This window comes from Geobacter sp. DSM 9736, assembly GCF_900187405.1.
In the GTDB taxonomy this organism is placed as follows: domain Bacteria; phylum Desulfobacterota; class Desulfuromonadia; order Geobacterales; family Geobacteraceae; genus DSM-9736.
In genome coordinates this window covers 2,005,938-2,023,020 of record NZ_LT896716.1, presented here as the reverse complement: position 1 = coordinate 2,023,020, position 17,083 = coordinate 2,005,938, and the positions used below count along the sequence as shown (strand labels likewise).

14 protein-coding genes are annotated in these 17,083 nt (G+C 54.2%); 13 read left to right on the top strand and 1 reads right to left on the bottom strand.

Annotated features, from left to right (window positions below):
• Positions 1–18 precede the first annotated feature (18 nt).
• Positions 19–4,428 (bottom strand): CxxxxCH/CxxCH domain-containing protein, encoded by a 4,410-nt coding sequence (locus CFB04_RS09150; protein WP_088534990.1) that lies wholly within the window; start codon positions 4,426–4,428, stop codon positions 19–21.
• Positions 4,429–4,927: 499 nt separating this feature from the next.
• Between CFB04_RS09150 and lptC the strand changes: the two genes are divergently transcribed.
• From lptC to CFB04_RS09085, 13 genes are all read left to right on the top strand, one after another.
• Positions 4,928–5,506: an LPS export ABC transporter periplasmic protein LptC gene (gene lptC, locus CFB04_RS09145; protein ID WP_088534989.1), complete on the top strand. Its 579-nt coding sequence runs from the start codon at positions 4,928–4,930 to the stop codon at positions 5,504–5,506.
• Positions 5,503–6,042 (top strand): lipopolysaccharide transport periplasmic protein LptA, encoded by a 540-nt coding sequence (gene lptA / locus CFB04_RS09140; protein WP_088534988.1) that lies wholly within the window; start codon positions 5,503–5,505, stop codon positions 6,040–6,042. Before lptC ends, lptA begins: the two co-directional genes overlap by 4 nt.
• Positions 6,043–6,056: 14 nt before the next feature.
• Entirely contained in the window at positions 6,057–6,800 is a 744-nt protein-coding gene (lptB, locus tag CFB04_RS09135) for an LPS export ABC transporter ATP-binding protein (protein WP_088534987.1), read from the top strand.
• 51 nt (positions 6,801–6,851) lie between these two features.
• Positions 6,852–8,306, top strand: coding sequence for an RNA polymerase factor sigma-54 (gene rpoN / locus CFB04_RS09130; protein ID WP_088534986.1), 1,455 nt, complete (start codon positions 6,852–6,854; stop codon positions 8,304–8,306).
• A gap of 74 nt (positions 8,307–8,380) precedes the next feature.
• Positions 8,381–8,926, top strand: coding sequence for a ribosome hibernation-promoting factor, HPF/YfiA family (hpf, locus tag CFB04_RS09125; protein WP_088534985.1), 546 nt, complete (start codon positions 8,381–8,383; stop codon positions 8,924–8,926).
• 26 nt (positions 8,927–8,952) lie between these two features.
• Complete coding sequence (locus CFB04_RS09120; protein WP_088534984.1) at positions 8,953–9,414, top strand: PTS sugar transporter subunit IIA; 462 nt, start codon at positions 8,953–8,955, stop codon at positions 9,412–9,414.
• Positions 9,411–10,370 (top strand): HPr(Ser) kinase/phosphatase, encoded by a 960-nt coding sequence (gene hprK / locus CFB04_RS09115; protein ID WP_088534983.1) that lies wholly within the window; start codon positions 9,411–9,413, stop codon positions 10,368–10,370. Before CFB04_RS09120 ends, hprK begins: the two co-directional genes overlap by 4 nt.
• A gap of 1 nt (position 10,371) precedes the next feature.
• Positions 10,372–11,229, top strand: coding sequence for an RNase adapter RapZ (rapZ, locus tag CFB04_RS09110; protein WP_088534982.1), 858 nt, complete (start codon positions 10,372–10,374; stop codon positions 11,227–11,229).
• A 3-nt stretch (positions 11,230–11,232) separates the two neighbouring features.
• On the top strand, positions 11,233–11,628 hold the full coding sequence (locus tag CFB04_RS09105; protein ID WP_088534981.1) for a PTS sugar transporter subunit IIA: 396 nt from the start codon (positions 11,233–11,235) through the stop codon (positions 11,626–11,628).
• Positions 11,629–11,825: 197 nt separating this feature from the next.
• Positions 11,826–12,092 carry an HPr family phosphocarrier protein gene (locus CFB04_RS09100; RefSeq protein WP_088536762.1) on the top strand — a complete coding sequence of 89 codons (267 nt, stop codon included), beginning with the start codon at positions 11,826–11,828 and terminating at the stop codon, positions 12,090–12,092.
• Positions 12,073–13,836 carry a phosphoenolpyruvate--protein phosphotransferase gene (gene ptsP / locus CFB04_RS09095; RefSeq protein WP_088534980.1) on the top strand — a complete coding sequence of 588 codons (1,764 nt, stop codon included), beginning with the start codon at positions 12,073–12,075 and terminating at the stop codon, positions 13,834–13,836. Before CFB04_RS09100 ends, ptsP begins: the two co-directional genes overlap by 20 nt.
• A gap of 524 nt (positions 13,837–14,360) precedes the next feature.
• On the top strand, positions 14,361–14,996 hold the full coding sequence (cas5, locus tag CFB04_RS09090; protein ID WP_088534979.1) for a CRISPR-associated protein Cas5: 636 nt from the start codon (positions 14,361–14,363) through the stop codon (positions 14,994–14,996).
• Positions 14,986–17,076 (top strand): hypothetical protein, encoded by a 2,091-nt coding sequence (locus CFB04_RS09085; RefSeq protein WP_088534978.1) that lies wholly within the window; start codon positions 14,986–14,988, stop codon positions 17,074–17,076. The genes cas5 and CFB04_RS09085 overlap by 11 nt, the downstream gene beginning before the upstream one ends.
• The last annotated feature ends 7 nt before the right edge of the window (positions 17,077–17,083 follow it).

Genomic DNA, 17,083 nt, shown 5'->3' with positions numbered 1-17,083 from the left:
CCGGTATCATTTCATTGCCTACCATGGGGTCTTCACGTTCCAGGAATTGTTGGGCCACCCTTCGGGAGTGGGATGACAGTTGACCCGGTACGCCCCGGTGGGAAAACTGCCCTGGCCGGAACCGCCGTCACCGCTTCCGCTTCCTTCGATGTCATTCAACCCGACGACCCTTTGCCCCTGATGCTTGTAATCAAGGCAGTTAGTGTGCATGAGCCGGGGCAGGCTCGTGACGTGTGGAGCGTGGCACTTGGAGCAAGAGAAGGAGTGCTGTGAGTTGGTCCCCCACCCTTTGACCGATTCATGCACCCGATCGATGCTCCTCCACGGCTGGTTCTTGTTTATACCGTCCGTCAGCGTGCTTTTCGCATGGCAGCGTAGGCAGAGGCCGGCAAATTTAGTGTCGTCCTCGGTAATTCTCCCGCTGCCGAATGTTTTCTGGTCCGTATATACATATGGGGTATACGCCCTTTTCCCGAGAGCGGCAGTGTCTTCCTTGTAGGGAGATGTCAGCCATGTCCCCTTGAGCAGCGGCACGGCGTATTGTTTTTTGTCGCCGAGAGATTGGCTGACGCCGTGAGGATCGTGGCAGGGGGTGCAGAGGCCGTCGATGGTTCCTTCTGCTGCGGAATTGAGCGGCGAAGAGCCGAGCAGGTGTCCGGCTTTCTTCGGTTTCTCTTTGTAAGGGAACCGCTGAGTCGCGCCGTTTGCTCCCATACCGAACCTGTCGGAGTCGAAATAGCCTTTTATGGGGGCTGTCGCGCCAAATGTGGACTGATACCCCCAGGGGGTAGTCCCGGCATTCGGGGTCATATGACAGTCGAAGCATTGTCCTGCGCCGGCGTTGTAGGGGTTGGGGGCTCCGGGTGAGGTGAAGGAGGAGGCTTTGTAAGTCATGCTGTAGCCCCCTTTGCCGGCTTGGGTTTCTTTGAGATTTCCGCCGTTCTTCGTGCCGTTGAAGGTCACGTAGCTGGATGTCACCCCGATGAGTTTCGACCCATGGGAGCTGTGGCAGTCGAAGCACTGGACCCCCTGTGCCCCCTGCCCGCCCCGCGTAATCGGGATCGCATCATCCAGACCTGTGGCAGGACTCCATCCTCCAAGGTTGGCTTCTGCGTTAGCATGGGCAGAGAAAGCCTTGCCGATGGAGTCCTTCTTGGAGACGTTGAAGGTCGATGAGTTATATTTCCCCCATTTTGTCGTTCCCTTGTCGGAGTAACGTGATGCGATACTCTGTCTGTCCCATGCATACTGCCGAGGCGTGCGGCAGTCGTCTTCGAATGGACGGCTGTTGTTGTTCTGGTCGTTGTGGCAGGAAAGACAATGGGTGGATATGGTTGCGGATTCTGCTCGTTCGTTTGCCGTGCCGATGTTGCTCGCCATGAACTGGACCGCAGTGGTGTAAAGCTTGTAGGTCGCTGGCCGGATGCCGGGACCGTAAAGGACAAGGTCCACCTTTGCATTCTTGACCGAGGTATAGGTCTTGTAGTTGTAGCCTTCGTGGTAGGTATTGTCTATCAGGCCTTCGGGAGTCGATTCCCAGTGGCAGGCATAGCAGTGTCTGTTGGTGATCGCGGTACCCTGTATGTGGTGAGAGGTGCCGTCGAACTGCCCCATTATGTCCATCCGCTTGTTGATGGTTCCCAGATGGCATTTGGTACAGTCCCGCGGCAGGCCGAAACCTGAGTGGCGTGGAACAGGCTTGTTCTGATGGCACGAGTTGCATTGCTGGTTGCCGGCATGACTGTCTGCAAAGCGGTGTTCATGGCAGGAGGTGCATACCCTGCCGGAACTATGGCCGTCGCCGCCATCACTGCGGTAATGCTTGCTGTCGGCGGTGTGGCACACGTTGCAGATCCCATTGTAGGGAGCCACCGTCCGGGCGTAGTCGATGCCGCTCTGCTTGCGCGTGAAGGAGACTGCTGCTCTCGTCTGAGGGATGCCGAAGGTGCCGTCGGTGGAGGTGGCAACCTGCCCTTGGACCATATAGATGTTCTTGTCTCCGTGAGGGTCGTGGCAATCCCAGCAGAACTTGCCCCCTTTCCATGTGCCATCCTTTATATATGCCCTGTTGTGCTTGTAGCCGAAGTGCACCGAAGAGGCTATGGCCTTCCTGGGCTTAATGAATCCGGTGCCCGGGTCGAACCCGAGGGTGTACTTCAATGGATTATCGGGTGGCGCGGCATGGCATCCCGTGCATTTGCCGTTTGAGTCGTCGTCGTGGCACTTGAGGCAGACACCCATCATGAGGTATTGGTTTTTTACGTCCGCTTTCTGCTGCTCGTTCCAGAAACCGGCGCCTGAGTTGTGGGTGGTGGCGTCGGTGTCATGGCAGTTTGCGGCCATGCACCCCGATGAGTAGGTCGTCCCGCCGTGCTTTGCCATGACCTCGCTGTTTCCCATCTGGGGGGCCAGCGATTGAAGATTGCTGTGGCAGTTGAGGCACTCCGCATCGGTTCCGGTCATGTGGCAGTACACGCATTCAGTCTCGAACCGGTTCGAGAACTGCGGGTGCTGCCTCAACCTGAACGGATTTGTATCGTCCTTGTGCAGCACCGTGTTGTCATGGCAGTACCAGCAGGGGTTCCCGGGGAAATTAGCCGGCGGATTCGAGCTCCCGGGATATAGGCCGTCGGCAGTTTTTCTTCCGTGACCTGTAGTCGCCCATTCGGTCAGATTTATCTTCGTAACCAGGCCGCTCTGGAAGAACCCGAAGCTGTCCACGTCAACTCCGGTAGTGCCGTGACAGGAGAGGCATATGACACCGCTGCTGACAGACCCACCCCAGACGGGATCATTTCCACCTGTATGGCAAGCGGTATTCTTGCAGGTTCTTTCTACAGGGTCGTAGGTCCCTCCATCCTTGAATACGACATCCCGCGTCTTGTTGACGTGGAACCTGGCGTCAATATGGGCGATTTCGCTCATGCTTCCCGGAGGTATCCCGGTAGTGTGGCAGTCGGTGCAAGTGCCGTTAAGAACGGTGGATGCGTGGCACTGGTCACAGGTAAAATCCGTTTCTGTGTGACGCGGATGCGAGTTGGCTCGCGATGTTCCCGGCCCCTCGTTAGGAAACATGGGGATAGAAGCTTTCCAGTCTTCGCCCGGTTTCCATCCGGTTTTTATGGTCCAGACGCGACCTGTGCCGTCGGTTCGGCCGTCATGGCAGTTGGTGTTGGCGCAGGACCCGCGGGGATGGCCATGGCAGGTATTACATTCGGTTTCCCTCTCCTCCCAGGAGAAGGGGCGTATCGCTCCGGGGGCCGCGGTGCCGTCGCTATGGCAGTAAACGTTGTCACATATTTTTGTCACCGGGTCGTAACTGGGCGCTGGACGCCCGACTATGGACCACAACGGCGCCATTTCCACCTCTTTAGCTCCGTTGACGTGTTTTGTGACGTCTTTTATATTGCCGGACTCGTCGACTGTCCCGTTATGGCAGAAGTAGCAGGCGTATTTCCTGATCCACTGAGCCCCCACGAGCCTGCCGTGGCCATTGGACGTCATGTTCACGAAGGGAGTGCAGAGGCCGCTGGAGGAATTCCACGCGCCTCCCAACTCTGCGCAGGCGGCCGACGTATTGTCGACAGTACGGCCTCGGTGACAGGAGTAGCACTTGGTCGTAGCGGTGTCGGACCATCGTGGCGTGATAGTGCCGGAGCGGCGAATGCCGTCGCTGTGGCAATAGAGGTTTGTACAGGCGCCGTTCCGGTCCGGATTCTGGCTGGGAAGGTAGTAGGGATATGCTGTCGTGCCGGTATAGCTGCCTCCTCCATTCGGTGCTTTGCTGAATTGAACCGCCAGCGAGCGCTTGCCGGCTTCGAGGGCATGTGCAAGCGGATCCGGTTCGGCACTGTGATCAATATGGCAGTTGCTGCAGCTGTCGGTGCCGGTTCCAAAATAGTCACCATGCTTCTTGCCATGGCTTCCGTCGGTAGGAGGTGCACTGTGACAGGTGTTGCAACTGGTTCGCTGGAGCCGATCCGTTCCCCATGCCGGGGTGGAGGTTTCGAAATGGCAGTTTACGGAGGAGCAGGAGCCGGAAGTTACGACCGATGTCTGGGGGGTGGCGGAAGTGCGGTTGCGGTAGGTGGTGATTGCCGCTGAGTTGTTTATCTTCGAGGACAATTTGATAAGGCCGTTGCGGTGTCCGGCGTCATACCGGTCACTGCCGGGATGGCAGATGGCGCAGTCGGACTGCAGAGCGGTTGTCGGGAGGTGTGTGCGGTGATTTCCCGGGAATCCCCCGGAGGCGGGGTCGCGAGTAGCGGAGTCGATAGGGCGTATGTCGGGCGCATAATGATCGCCATGGCAGTCATAACAGTCAAGAGCTGCTTCTGTCACATCCGGTCCAAGGGCGACGAGCAGGAGGAGAAGCAGCCGGATGATCACAGGGTGGATAATAAGATCCGCACAGCGCCGTCGATTCATATTTACAGCTCCTTGTCCGAAAGCTTAATTATCAGAATTTAATATAATTTCGTCAAAACACGCTTCTCTTCCGTTGTATAGCGATATCTGAATTCTGTGAAAGGGTTCTGTAACCATTTGTATTACAAAGGGTTACAGGGGCGTCTCTTATGGGGGCACGGTAGAGAACCCTTTGCGGGCAACGCAGGAAAACTCAATTATTTTGTGGTGATGTAAGGTGGCAACTACTAATTAAAGGAGCTTTAAGCAACTACCGTTCCATCAAGGATTTTCTTATGACATGGCAGGAAAGGATCAAGCGAGGAGTAAAAACAGAAGCCGCCGGCGCTTTTGAATCAATCTATGAGTTACAATTATCTTTGGAAGCTTCCGGATTAGCGGCTGTGGCCTTTTTATAGCGGGAATTCAAATTCTTTTTCAATCTCTATGCCAATTTTTGCGCCGGTCTTACAATACACTTTACAGCCATTTTCTATGGTGTTATACTCTCAGGCAAAATATGATAAAGCGTAATAATATCAGGCAGCTGCTGGCTTTAGTCGTCGTTGTGGGCGCTTTTTTTATTGGAGTTACACTGTATATTAATGTTTCTCCTGTTCCGCCTCCGGCCAATCCCCAGCCCCAGCTTCCCGGGAATGTCGATATGTCTCTTCAAGGTATACGATTTACCGAAACAAAAAATGGAAGCGAGAAATGGGACCTGATTGCGGACCGGGCTGAATACGATAAGCAACAGGATCTGGCGCGGCTTTTCCGAGTAAATTTCAAAGTTGCCGGTGACCGAAGAAGCGGAGAAATAACCATCACTGCCGATCGCGCCGACTATCATACCGTTAATAAGCATGTACGCCTATACGGCAATGTCAGCGCACGATCGGCATCCGGTATGGAGTTTACGACCAGCGAAGCGTTCTTCGATTCTAGCAGTGAAATTATACGAGCACCGGGAAAAGTGAATTTCGCCGATAGCAGAATGAGGGTCAAGGGAGTCGGCATGGAGTTGCACACCGCAGGCAGAGAGTTGCGTATTTTCAACGGCGTTACCGCTACCATAGACCCGATGAGGCTCAATCGATGAAGGCCCGTTCATGGTTTCATGCGGTGGTTCTGTGTACCCTGATCGCCGCCTGTCCGGCGTGGGGGGCGGCAGAGGATCGAAGTGCCTCTCCTATCGAGTTAAAGGCTAATGAGTTACATTCCGATAGTAACAGCAGAACGGCCACCTTCTTGGGCCAGGTGGTAGCGAAGCAGGGGGACGTTACAATTTATGCGGACCGGCTCGTTGTACGTTATGCTGAGCAGGCGCAAGCCGTAGAGAGAGTCGAAGCGTCCGGAAATGTTCGGATAGTGCAGGGGAGCAGGCGCGGAGAGGCAGCCAGTGCAGTCTATGATAACGGCCGCGGTGTTATAACTCTGGAGGGGAATCCGCGGGTCTATCAGGGCAATGACATTGTGTCGGGACGTGTAATCACTTACTATTTGGACGAACAGAAAAGTACTGTGACTGGTGGATCAAACGAGCGTGTGCGTGCGGTGATTCATCCCGGTCAGGGTTCGAAAAGCATCGGCACGAAGGGTGATGCTGTTCCAGGTCAGCGCCGGGGGGGGCAGTGACCGGAGGCGCCTTAATGAGACACCCGGTACATGCTCCAAAATTGCTTCGTTGCGTCGGGTTGAAGAAGAGCTTCAACGGTCGGGCGGTAGTAGATGGCGTCGACCTGGAAGTAGCTTCCGGAGAGGTTATAGGTCTCCTGGGACCTAACGGTGCAGGCAAGACCACGACATTTTACATGGTGGTGGGACTCGCTCATCCTGACAGCGGCGATATCCTCCTCGATGGCGAAGCGATTACCGATCTTCCGATGCATTTGCGGGCTCGCAGGGGCATAAGTTATCTGCCCCAGGAACCTTCGGTGTTCCGCAAGCTGACAGTGGAGCAGAATCTCCTGGCGATACTTGAAACCATGGATCTTTCGCGGGAGGCGCGCCTTCGGAAGGTGCAGGACCTACTCGGGGACTTCCGCATCACCCATATTGCAGGAAGCAAGGGGTATGCACTGTCGGGGGGGGAACGGAGGCGGGTCGAAATAGCCCGAGCCCTCGTAACCGATCCGGCATTCATTCTCCTGGACGAGCCCTTTGCGGGGATAGATCCTTTGGCTGTAACGGATATTCAAAATATTATAACTGAGCTTAAAGGGCGCGGCATCGGGGTTCTTATCTCCGACCACAATGTCCGAGAGACCCTGGGTGTCTGCGACAAGGCTTACATTCTCAACGCCGGACAGGTCCTCGAGTATGGAGATCCGCAGCACATTGCGGAGAGCAAGAAGGCCCGGGAGATTTACCTGGGTGAGAAGTTCCGGCTATGACCGGGTGTTTCGCGGATTGACCAAACAGTAACAGGATAAGGTGCAGAATTTATGGCCATAGAGATGCGCCAGCAAATGAAAATGGTCCAGCAACTGGTTATGACTCCGCAGTTGCAGCAGGCCATCAAGCTCCTCCAGTTGTCCCGCTTGGAGCTGCAGGACGTTGTGCGCCAGGAGTTGGAGGAAAATCTGATTCTCGACGAGGCGCTCGATCAGGAAGAGAGTCCGGAGGCTGAGCAATTCGAGCTGGCCGAAAAGGAAGTGTCGCCTGAGGGGGAGGGGGAGACGCCTGACTTCAAAGAGGTGCAGGCCGGCGAAGAAACCCTTCGCGAAATGGATTGGGATACCTACCTCGAAGGGTACAATTACAGCGCGGGGGAGCAATATTACGAAGACGATGAAGACCGTCCCTCCTACGAAAATATACTTACAAAAAAAGGGACTCTCTTCGACCATCTTATGTGGCAGCTCAGCTTGACCCGCCTGACGGAAGAGGAAACACAAGTCGGCGCAGAGATTGTCGGCAACATAGATGAAGACGGTTACTTCCGTGCCTCCCTATCCGACGTGGCTGCTGCGTGCAATGTGGAGGAACCTTTCGTCGAAGGGGTTCTCGCGCGTATCCAGGAGTTCGACCCTCCGGGAGTAGGGGCCAGGGACCTGCGCGAGTGCCTGCTGATTCAGGTTCACCAGCTCGATATGCAGGACACACTGGTCGAGACGGTCGTAAGCTTGCACCTCAAGGACCTTGAGAACCGCAAGTACAAGCAGATTGCCAAGAGCCTCGGCTGCGTCGTTGAGGATATCCTTCTTGCTGCCAAGATAATATCCTCCCTTGATCCTCAACCCGGACGACTCTATGGCCAGGATGATGTGCATTACATTTCCCCCGATATTTTCGTCCACAAGATCGGTGAAGAATACGTTGTGGTGCTGAACGACGAGGGGCTTCCAAATCTTCGCATCAATCCCCTTTACTCGGGCGACTGGAAAACAACGGTCCAGGACAGTAAAGTTGAGGAGTATGTGAGTGACAAGATGCGCTCGGCCATGTGGCTCATCAAGAGTATTCACCAGCGGCAAAGAACTATATTCAAAACAGCGAAGAGCATAGTCAAGTTCCAACGCGAATTTTTCGACAAAGGGATCGAATACCTCAAACCCCTTGTCCTGCGCGATGTGGCTGAAGACATCGGCATGCATGAATCGACCATCAGTCGTGTCACTACCAACAAGTACATGCAGACCCCCCAGGGGCTCTTCGAGCTGAAGTATTTCTTCAACAGCGGTATATCGACCAACGGCGGCGACTTCATAGCTTCGGAAAGCGTCAAGAACAAGATCAGGGAGATAGTTGAGTCGGAGGACCCGCGCAAGCCCTATAGCGACCAGTGTCTCGCCGAGCTGTTGCTGGCCCACAACATCAATATCGCTCGCCGGACCGTGACCAAGTACCGCGAAATGCTCCGTATCGGATCATCATCGGAGCGAAAAAGATTCTTCTGATACTTTTGCAACTCCCGTCGTGCGAAGACTCGACGAAGCTTTAAGAGCTCCATAACCATTCCAAGGAGGATTCAATGCAGATTACTACTACGTTCAGACACATGGAGCCCAGCGATGCCCTCAAGGGATATGCAGAAGAAAAGCTGGAGCGTATCAAGAAATATATAGATGAACCCATACTGAGTCAGGTTTTTCTCACTGTGGAAAAGATCCGCCACATCGCCGAAGTGACCATAACCGCCAAAGGGGTAACCATCAAGGCGGCGGAAGAGACCAATGACATGTACTCGGCTCTCGATGCAGTGGTCGACAAGATCGAGCGGCAGCTGCGCCGGTACAAGGAGCGGCTCAAGGAGCATAAACCCTCGGAAGTGGTCCGCGAGCGGAAGGTCGTCAAGAGTGTCGTGGAAGCGGAAAGCATCGAGCAGCGCAAAGAGCCGGTGGTGATTCGCAGCAAAACCTTTTCCATAAAGCCTATGTCGGTGGAGGAGGCGGTCATGCAGATGGACTTGCTCCACAAGGATTTTCTGGTCTTTACGGATGCAGGAACGGAAAACATCAACGTTATCTACCGCCGCAAGGATGGCAATTACGGCCTGATCGAACCTTCCAAGGCATAGGTTAGGGTGTCTCGGCTGGAGGAGAGATGAAAAACAGCCTGGTTCTTCAGCAGGAGGATGTTATCGCCGAGTTGGCGGCTGGAACCAAGTACGAGGTTCTCGAAGAACTTGCCTTACGGGCTGTGGAGCGCCATCCGGGGGTGGATAAGACAGAGCTTCTCAGGGTCTTGCAGGACAGGGAGCGTCTCGGGAGTACGGGGATCGGCGATGGCATAGCTGTTCCCCACGGAAAGCTGCGACATGCCAGAGAAGTTCTCAGCGTGTTCGGTCGCAGCCGTTCGGGGATCGACTTCAACGCCCTGGATGGCAGAAAAGTGCATCTCTTCTTCCTGCTGGTTGCCCCAGAAGAAGCTGTGGGAATACACTTGAAGATGCTGGCAAGGATATCACGTCTGCTGAAGGATTCCACTGTGCGTGGGAGGCTGCTCGAAGCTAAGGACGAAGCCTCCCTCTTCAGCATCATTCGCGACCAGGACAGCCGCTTTTGAATACCATAAGCCTTTCAATCGAAGATCTGCTCAGGGATGAGGAATATGGTCTCGACCTGAAGCTGCTTGCGGGGGCGAAGGGCCTCGACCACCGGCTCTACAGCTCACGGATCCAGAAACCCGGGCTCGCTCTGACCGGGTACGTCGAGCATCTCCACCCCTCCAGGCTGCAGGTTCTCGGCAATACCGAGATTTCATATCTCAACCAGGTTCCACGGAAGCTGGTCGAGAAGCATATCGAAAAACTCTGCCAGTTCCCAATCTCCTGCTTCATCATTACCAAAGGGCTGATCCCACCCGATTTTCTCGTGGAGGAGACGGAGAAGGCAGGTATTCCCCTGCTTGTGACTCCTCTCCAGTCGTCCACCTTCATTTCGCTTATTACCAAATTTCTCGAAGAGCGGCTGCTTCCGACTACCCACATTCACGGAGTGCTTGTGGATGTGCTGGGTGTGGGTGTTCTTCTGCTTGGTAAGAGCGGCATCGGCAAAAGCGAATGTGCTCTGGACCTTGTGATCCGGGGGCATCGCCTAGTCGCCGACGATATCGTCCATATAAAAAAGAAGGTGCCTGCTGCTCTTGTAGGGCGAGCTGCGGAAACGATTCAGCACCACATGGAGATCCGTGGTCTGGGCATCATCAATGTAAAGGACCTGTACGGAGTTTCCTCCATCAGGGAGAAAAAGATCATCGATCTTGTTCTGGAACTTGTAGAGTGGGATCCGGAGCAGGAATATGATCGTCTCGGTATCGATGATCAGACTTACACAATCCTTGATGTCGAGCTTCCACACCTCAAAATTCCTGTTCGACCAGGACGTAACCTGACCTCCATCATAGAAGTTGCCGCCCGTAATTTCCTGCTGAAAGGCATGGGCTACCACTCGGCCATGGAGTTCCACGAGCGGCTTCTGTCACGCCTCGACGTACGGCCTCTCGGAGACGAGGTCGAATAGTATGCGAATCGTCATCATCACCGGCCTCTCGGGCTCCGGGAAGTCCACCGCCGTAAAGGCTCTGGAAGATGAGGGGTTCTTCTGCCTCGACAATCTACCAGTAGCGCTCTTTCCTACCTTTATCGATCTGGTGGAAAAGTCGGGGGAGGTACGCGACGTCGCACTGGTTACCGATATCCGGGGACGCGATTTCTTCAAGGCTGGCGGGAAGGTGTTCCAGGAGATTGGTGAAGCGGGGCATGATGTAGAGATCATTTTTTTTGAGGCTACGGACGAAGTCCTCATTCGGCGTTTTTCGGAAACAAGGTGGTGGCATCCCGCTCTCGATAGCGGATCCGTTCCCGAAGGAATACGTTTTGAGCGGGAGCAACTTGCCTGGCTGCGCCGGCTGTCCACCATGGTAGTAGACACTTCCGAGCTGAACGTTCACCAGTTGAGGGAGAAGGTGATCAGCCGCATAAGAGGAGGGCAGGAAGCCCGTCCGATGACCGTACATCTCCAGTCCTTCGGGTATCGCTACGGCATTCCGCTTGAGTCGGACCTCCTCTTCGACGTGCGCTTCCTTCCTAACCCCCACTTCGTTCCTGAGTTAAAGGAGTTCTCGGGACTTGACCCCCAGGTGCGTAACTACGTTCTGGAAAAACAGGAGACTGCCGGGTTTCTTGGCAAGCTGTTCGAGATGCTTGAGTTTCTACTGCCCCACTACCAGCGGGAGGGGAAGTCGTACCTGACAATCTCCATCGGCTGCACCGGAGGACGACATCGTTCGGTAGTGATAACTGAGGAACTCCGCAGGGTATTCGGGGGCAAGAAGGTAAACCTCAAAGTCACCCATCGTGACATGGAAAAGGGAATATAACAGATGATCGGATTGGTAGTGGTAACCCATGCCGGCCTGGGGCGGGAGCTTCTGAAGGCGGCGGAGATGATCGTAGGGCCGCTGGAGCGGGCGGAGGCAGTGGGTATCCTCCCGGAAGACAAGGTAGAGGCTATCCGCGAGGGCATAGCCGGCGCTATCGAGCGGGTGGGGCAGGACGGGGTGATACTTATGACGGATATGTTCGGAGGAACACCTTCCAACATGAGTCTTTCCTTTCTCCAGGAAAAACGGGTTGAGGTGCTGACTGGCGTGAACCTGCCGATGATCATCAAGTTCGCTTCGGACCGGCTCAGGCATGCCGTGACGGATCTTGCTCCCATTCTCAAGGAATCCGCCCGAGAGAGTATATCCGTCGCCGGCGATTATCTGAAGAAATAGATCGAGTCTGCACCGCAGGCCCCGCAGGAATTCTTTTAGAGGGTTGTTGAAAAAACCGAGTTGTTCAAAAATGGCAGATCGTTGCACCCGCAGAATGCCCCACGTAGGCGTGACAGCGCCACACCGCACACGGCGGTTTCGAGGACGGCGGCGAGATGACTGTTTTTCAAAAACCTCTTAGAACCTACAAGGACCACATGATCGAACGGGAATACACCATCGTCAACAAGCTCGGGCTGCATGCCCGTGCATCGGCACTTTTCGTCAAGACGGCCAACCGTTTCTCCTCCGAGATAAAAATGGAGCGTGAGGGGATCGAGGTTAACGGAAAAAGTATCATGGGTATAATGATGCTGGCCGCAGGCAAGGGATGTACCATCAACATTAAGACTGCTGGGGCGGACGAGGCGGAAGCCATGGAAGCTCTTGGGGAACTTGTCGCCAATGGGTTCGGCGAAGACTGACAATCGGATTGTTCAGGGTATCGGCGCTTCGCCGGGAATTTCCATCGGTCAGGTGGCCATTGCCGACAGACGCCGTGTAGCCGTTTCAGAGGAGACGATTTCTCCGGACGAAGTTGGTGCGGAAATATCGAGATTCCAGCTCGCGCTGCGGGAGGCTAAGGAAGAGCTGCAGTCCCTCAAACAGCAGATTTCGGAGCAGCGCGGCCCCGAGCATCTTTACGTCATAGACACTCACCTGTTGATCATGGACGATGGAATGCTCAGCAGGGATACCGTTAACTTCATCGAGGTGGAGCTCTGCAATGCCGAAGGAGCACTGAAGCGGACCCTGAGGAAGTTTCGCGATTTTTTCGCCGGGATCGAGGATGAGTATTTCCGGGAGCGAAGCGGTGACGTCGAAACCGTGATAGAGCGGATACTCCGCAAGCTCGTCGGCCATCAGCAGGCGCCTATCTGCAACGTCGAGGGGAAAAGGATTGTCGTCGCCCACGACCTCTCCCCTTCCGACATCCTCCAGATCGACAAGGAAAAGGTCATAGGATTTGTTACCGACCTGGGGGGAAGGACCTCTCACTCCGCAATCCTTGCACGCGCTCTTGAAATTCCCGCTGTCATAGGCCTGGAAAAGATCACGGCAGAAGTTTCAGACGGCGACTCCCTGATAATCGACGGTGCCACCGGGGTCGTGGTAATCAATCCCGACGAGGATACCTTCCGTGATTACCTGAGGCGAAAGCAGCACTACGACTACATGGCGCATGAGCTGATGAAGCTGCGCGACCTTCCTGCCGAAACTCTGGATGGTCATCGCATTTCGCTCAAGGGTAATGTGGAGTTCATCGAAGAGGTGCCTTCAGTCACCGGGCACGGCGGCGAAGGCATCGGGCTCTACCGGACGGAGATGCTCTTCTTCAACCGCTCCACCATCCCCGATGAAGAGGAGCAGTTTGCCGCTTATTCCGCCCTTGTGAATGCCGTAGCTCCACATCCGGTCACAATCCGCACCCTCGATGTAGGGGGTGACAAGTTCGCTGCGCATTTGAACCTGACCGACGAACTCAATCCGGCTCTCGGAGTGCGGGCCGTTCGCCTGTCACTCAGGGAGCCGGAAACGTTCAAGGTCCAACTTCGTGCAATCTTACGTGCCGGCGCACTGGGCAAGGTCCGCATATTTTTCCCGATGATCTCGGGTGTAGCGGAGATCCGGGCGGTGAAGGCGCTTCTGGAGGAGGCGAAGGCGGAGCTGCGCGCTTCGGGAAAACCCTTCGACGAACGGATCGAGATTGGGATCATGATCGAGATTCCTTCTGCCGTCATCATCGCCGACCTGCTCGCCAAAGAAGTCGACTTCTTCAGCGTCGGCACCAATGATCTCATCCAATACTCACTCGCCATAGACCGGACCAACGAGCACCTTTCCTACCTGTACGAGCCGCTCCATCCAGCGGTCCTGCGATCCCTAAAGATGGTGGTTGACGCCGCCCACGCCGCGGGCATTGACGCCTGCATGTGCGGAGAGATGGCAGGGGAGGAAGGATATCTACCGATCCTCCTCGGGCTCGGATTCAATGAGCTTTCAATGAATTCGGTATCGATCCCCCGGGTGAAGCGTATCCTGCGCCGCTGCTCCAAGAAGGAAGTCGAGCAGCTTGCCGAGAAGGCTCTGACGTTCGCCACGGCCCAGGAAGTCGAAGTCTTCCTCAAGAGTGAGATTGCCGCTCACTACTCCGCAAGTATCGACTGAGTTTCTCGCCGTTTCCTTCCCAATGTAATGTCGCAACTTCCCTACATTCGTGCTGGTTTTCCGTACTTACTGACTAAGTACACGAATTAATTGGCAGCTCTTATGATTTTGTGTTAACGTCGGCTCCTGTTTTTATTGATGCACAGGAGGGGCACATGGGAATTTGCTCCCTGATACCGTCGTAGTCGGCCACGGGCCGATGCGGCGGTTTTTTGTTTCCGACGGCGGTTCCGCGTGGGTGCTCAAGAAGTATTGGAGTTGTTGAATTATTTGCGACTTATTTTGTCGCGGGTTTGTGGTAGTGATGGTGGCCAATTATCCGTTGCCGGAGGAATTGACTGTGAATGATCCCATTGCGCATGTGGCGGAGGATGGGCGGGTGCATGGGCTGGAGGAGCCTCTGCGGGGGACGGCGGAATTTTTGGCTCGGTTTGCGGCTCGGACACTTGCCGGTGCGGCCATTTTTTGTTTAAAACGCAGCGTGAACTTTACAGTTACCTGACATGACACAGAAAGGGGGGCCGATGAAAGAGTATGTCATTCAGTTGGAGGTTGCAGGACCGACGGCCATGTGGACAAGGCCGGATACCGGCGATTCTCCAGTGAGCTATCCTTTACCGACGTATTCGGCGACAAAAGGGTTGTTCGAGTCGGTGGTCAGGATCGAGACCGTGGAAATCGTGCCGACTAAGGTAGAAATCTGTGCGCCTGTGGTCTTTCACAACTATGCCACCAACTATGGAGGACCCTTGCGAAAGTCTGCCATTATGCCAAATGGCAGCTATCAACTGCTGGCAACGGTACTTATCAATGTCTGTTATCGTCTGTATGCCGAAATCAGACCGGCGCGCTTCAACAGGTCTCTCTCGGAAAAGGCACGAATACAGGCCAGCAAGGGGCTCAACGCCTTGCATGCCTGTCAGGGTATGTTCAACCGCCGCTTGGAGAAAGGACAGTGGCACAATACGCCATGCCTTGGCTGGCGCGAGTTCGTGCCTGATTATATGGGTCCATTTCGTGATGAGACTCGGATACAGGAGGATATAAATCTCTGCTTCCCCAGTTTTCTGTTTTCGGTATTTACCCCTGCAGGGGAGAGGCAGCCGATTTACACGCCTGATGCCCAGGTGAAAAACGGGAGGCTTATTTATGCTGAATGAACTGCGCGAACTCTCCCTTAGTCTAGAAAAAGCAGGGATTGAGGTTGAAGATATTCACCCCAGTTTCAAGGGGTGTCCTAAGTATGTGACCTATTGGGTCTACCTTAACAAGTCAGGAAATGTTTCTGCCATCGCTCCGGTCCCGTCAGAGCAGGTGCAGAAGGTTCGGAAATGGGAGAAGGCAAATGGGATATCATTCCCGGCATTTAATATGCCGCCGATCTTTAGGGCTGCATCTGAGCCATCTCAACAACAAGTGAAGCTCCTGAAAAAGAGCATAGAAAAAGGCCATTCCTTATCTGCTGACGAAATTAAGTCTGTTGTTGATGCCTGTGAAGATTTGTGGGCCGAGGTGGTCAAAGGTAAAAAGGGAGGGCGCAAGCAGCCGACCATAGAAAAGCTGACAGACTGCTTCACGAAACCCGTAGCTGACATTACGGATTTTCTCGATGCTGCCCCTGATAACTGCAAGGCAATAACTCAGCTGATCTCAAGGACAAAAATTTTAACGGCAACTACGTTCAAGGAACAGCTCGCATCAGCGCTCCTGAACAAGCTTCACGAAGAACCTAACGCTAACCTAATCGATGTTCTGTTCTTCTGTGGTGAAAAAGAACCAGAAGGAAAGAAAATCCCAAAGAATTTTCAGCTCATCCTTGAACTTGCGGACTGGGATCAATTTGACTTTCCGGCCAACCATCAGGAAGTGCAGCGCTGGATGAACCGGCAATTTCTGGGGGCAAAAGGTAAAGCCAGTCGCTCGGATCTAGACGCCTTTGGCTGTAATGCAACGGGCCGTGACAGCAAATTCCCACCGGTCGGTTTCAAGAACGCTCTCGGCAACGTGATTCTCCGCGCCATGAATCAGGAATCTCCTTGCCAGACTCGATACGCGATGATTGATTTTCATTCCTTCCCTGCCGGTGATGAGGTCCGCAAGGGGATGAAAGGAGCCTTGGAATGGTTGGGGAGCGAAGAACGCAAAGGCAAGACTTGGAGTGACATTTCTCGCCGATTAGAACGGCCGATGCTGTTGTTTGCATATCCTTCCGAAATGCCGGAGGACATGCCGGCTTTGGCCGCGATGATGGGAGATGCCGATGAAGATTCTGCTGAGGATAATAGTGAGAGATTTTTAGCACTAGCTGAAAAGGTGACGTTAGCCTTACGGGGTGGGATAAAAGAAACCGCAGCATGTGAGATTCGCGTGTTTGTTTTAGCCAAGATGGACAAGGCTCGTACCAAGGTTATGGCAAACGGTCGGTATTCTGCTGATCATGTAATCCGTTCTGCTCAAGGCTGGCAGAATGGTTGCCGTGAGTTACCAACTATTGAAGTTCGTGGATTTGGTAGGAGTAAGGGTGACAAACCGGTATGGAACAAACCATTGATTCCGTTTCCTGCCGAAGTGGTCTGGTGCCTGAATACCGTGTGGATGCGTCAGGGTACACATGCTGAAGGCGCGTATGGGTTCACCATTAACGATGCCCTTTGTCTATTATTGGGTTCTGGCGCTCAACTACAGCAGGTCACAACACGAGGATTGGGAACTCTCATCCGCAATAGTACTTCACTCTTGCTGGTAATCGGTCAATCTCATGTGCAGGGAAAGGTTCACGCAGTTGATAGAAAATATACTCTGCAACCGCTCCTGTTGCCGTCGATAATTGGCTTGCTGTTACACAAACTCGGTTATACGAAAGGAGAGATCATGACATCACCGGCATTTCTCGTTGGCAGGCTATTCAATATTGCCGACAGCTTGCATTTTGAATACTGCAAGCATGTACGCAACAACTCAATCCCCCCTCAACTTGTCGGCAATGCCCTGATGGCGACGGCTCAGGAAGAGCCAACCAAGGCACTGTCCGTTCTCTGGGGCAGGATCAAACCCTACCACGCATGGGCGCAGACCCTCAAGGAAGGGGATCATGTCGGGCTTGTTCGATATTTCCTGAAGAACCTCGGCGAAGTATCTGCTCAACTGAAGGACGCTGACTTGCCGAAACGTTGCACAGATGTCGATAAAGCGCAGATGCTACTCGGATACCTTGCCCGTCTCGAATCAGATGACAAATAACTTGAAT

Bases quoted from the DNA above. Each gene is read 5' to 3' on its own strand.
- CFB04_RS09150 (WP_088534990.1), bottom strand. From the start codon at position 4,428: ATGAATCGACGGCGCTGTGCGGATCTTATTATCCACCCTGTGATCATC.
- lptC (WP_088534989.1), top strand. From the start codon at position 4,928: ATGATAAAGCGTAATAATATCAGGCAGCTGCTGGCTTTAGTCGTCGTT.
- lptA (WP_088534988.1), top strand. From the start codon at position 5,503: ATGAAGGCCCGTTCATGGTTTCATGCGGTGGTTCTGTGTACCCTGATC.
- lptB (WP_088534987.1), top strand. From the start codon at position 6,057: ATGAGACACCCGGTACATGCTCCAAAATTGCTTCGTTGCGTCGGGTTG.
- rpoN (WP_088534986.1), top strand. From the start codon at position 6,852: ATGGCCATAGAGATGCGCCAGCAAATGAAAATGGTCCAGCAACTGGTT.
- hpf (WP_088534985.1), top strand. From the start codon at position 8,381: ATGCAGATTACTACTACGTTCAGACACATGGAGCCCAGCGATGCCCTC.
- CFB04_RS09120 (WP_088534984.1), top strand. From the start codon at position 8,953: ATGAAAAACAGCCTGGTTCTTCAGCAGGAGGATGTTATCGCCGAGTTG.
- rapZ (WP_088534982.1), top strand. From the start codon at position 10,372: ATGCGAATCGTCATCATCACCGGCCTCTCGGGCTCCGGGAAGTCCACC.
- CFB04_RS09105 (WP_088534981.1), top strand. From the start codon at position 11,233: ATGATCGGATTGGTAGTGGTAACCCATGCCGGCCTGGGGCGGGAGCTT.
- CFB04_RS09100 (WP_088536762.1), top strand. From the start codon at position 11,826: ATGATCGAACGGGAATACACCATCGTCAACAAGCTCGGGCTGCATGCC.
- ptsP (WP_088534980.1), top strand. From the start codon at position 12,073: ATGGGTTCGGCGAAGACTGACAATCGGATTGTTCAGGGTATCGGCGCT.
- cas5 (WP_088534979.1), top strand. From the start codon at position 14,361: ATGAAAGAGTATGTCATTCAGTTGGAGGTTGCAGGACCGACGGCCATG.
- CFB04_RS09085 (WP_088534978.1), top strand. From the start codon at position 14,986: ATGCTGAATGAACTGCGCGAACTCTCCCTTAGTCTAGAAAAAGCAGGG.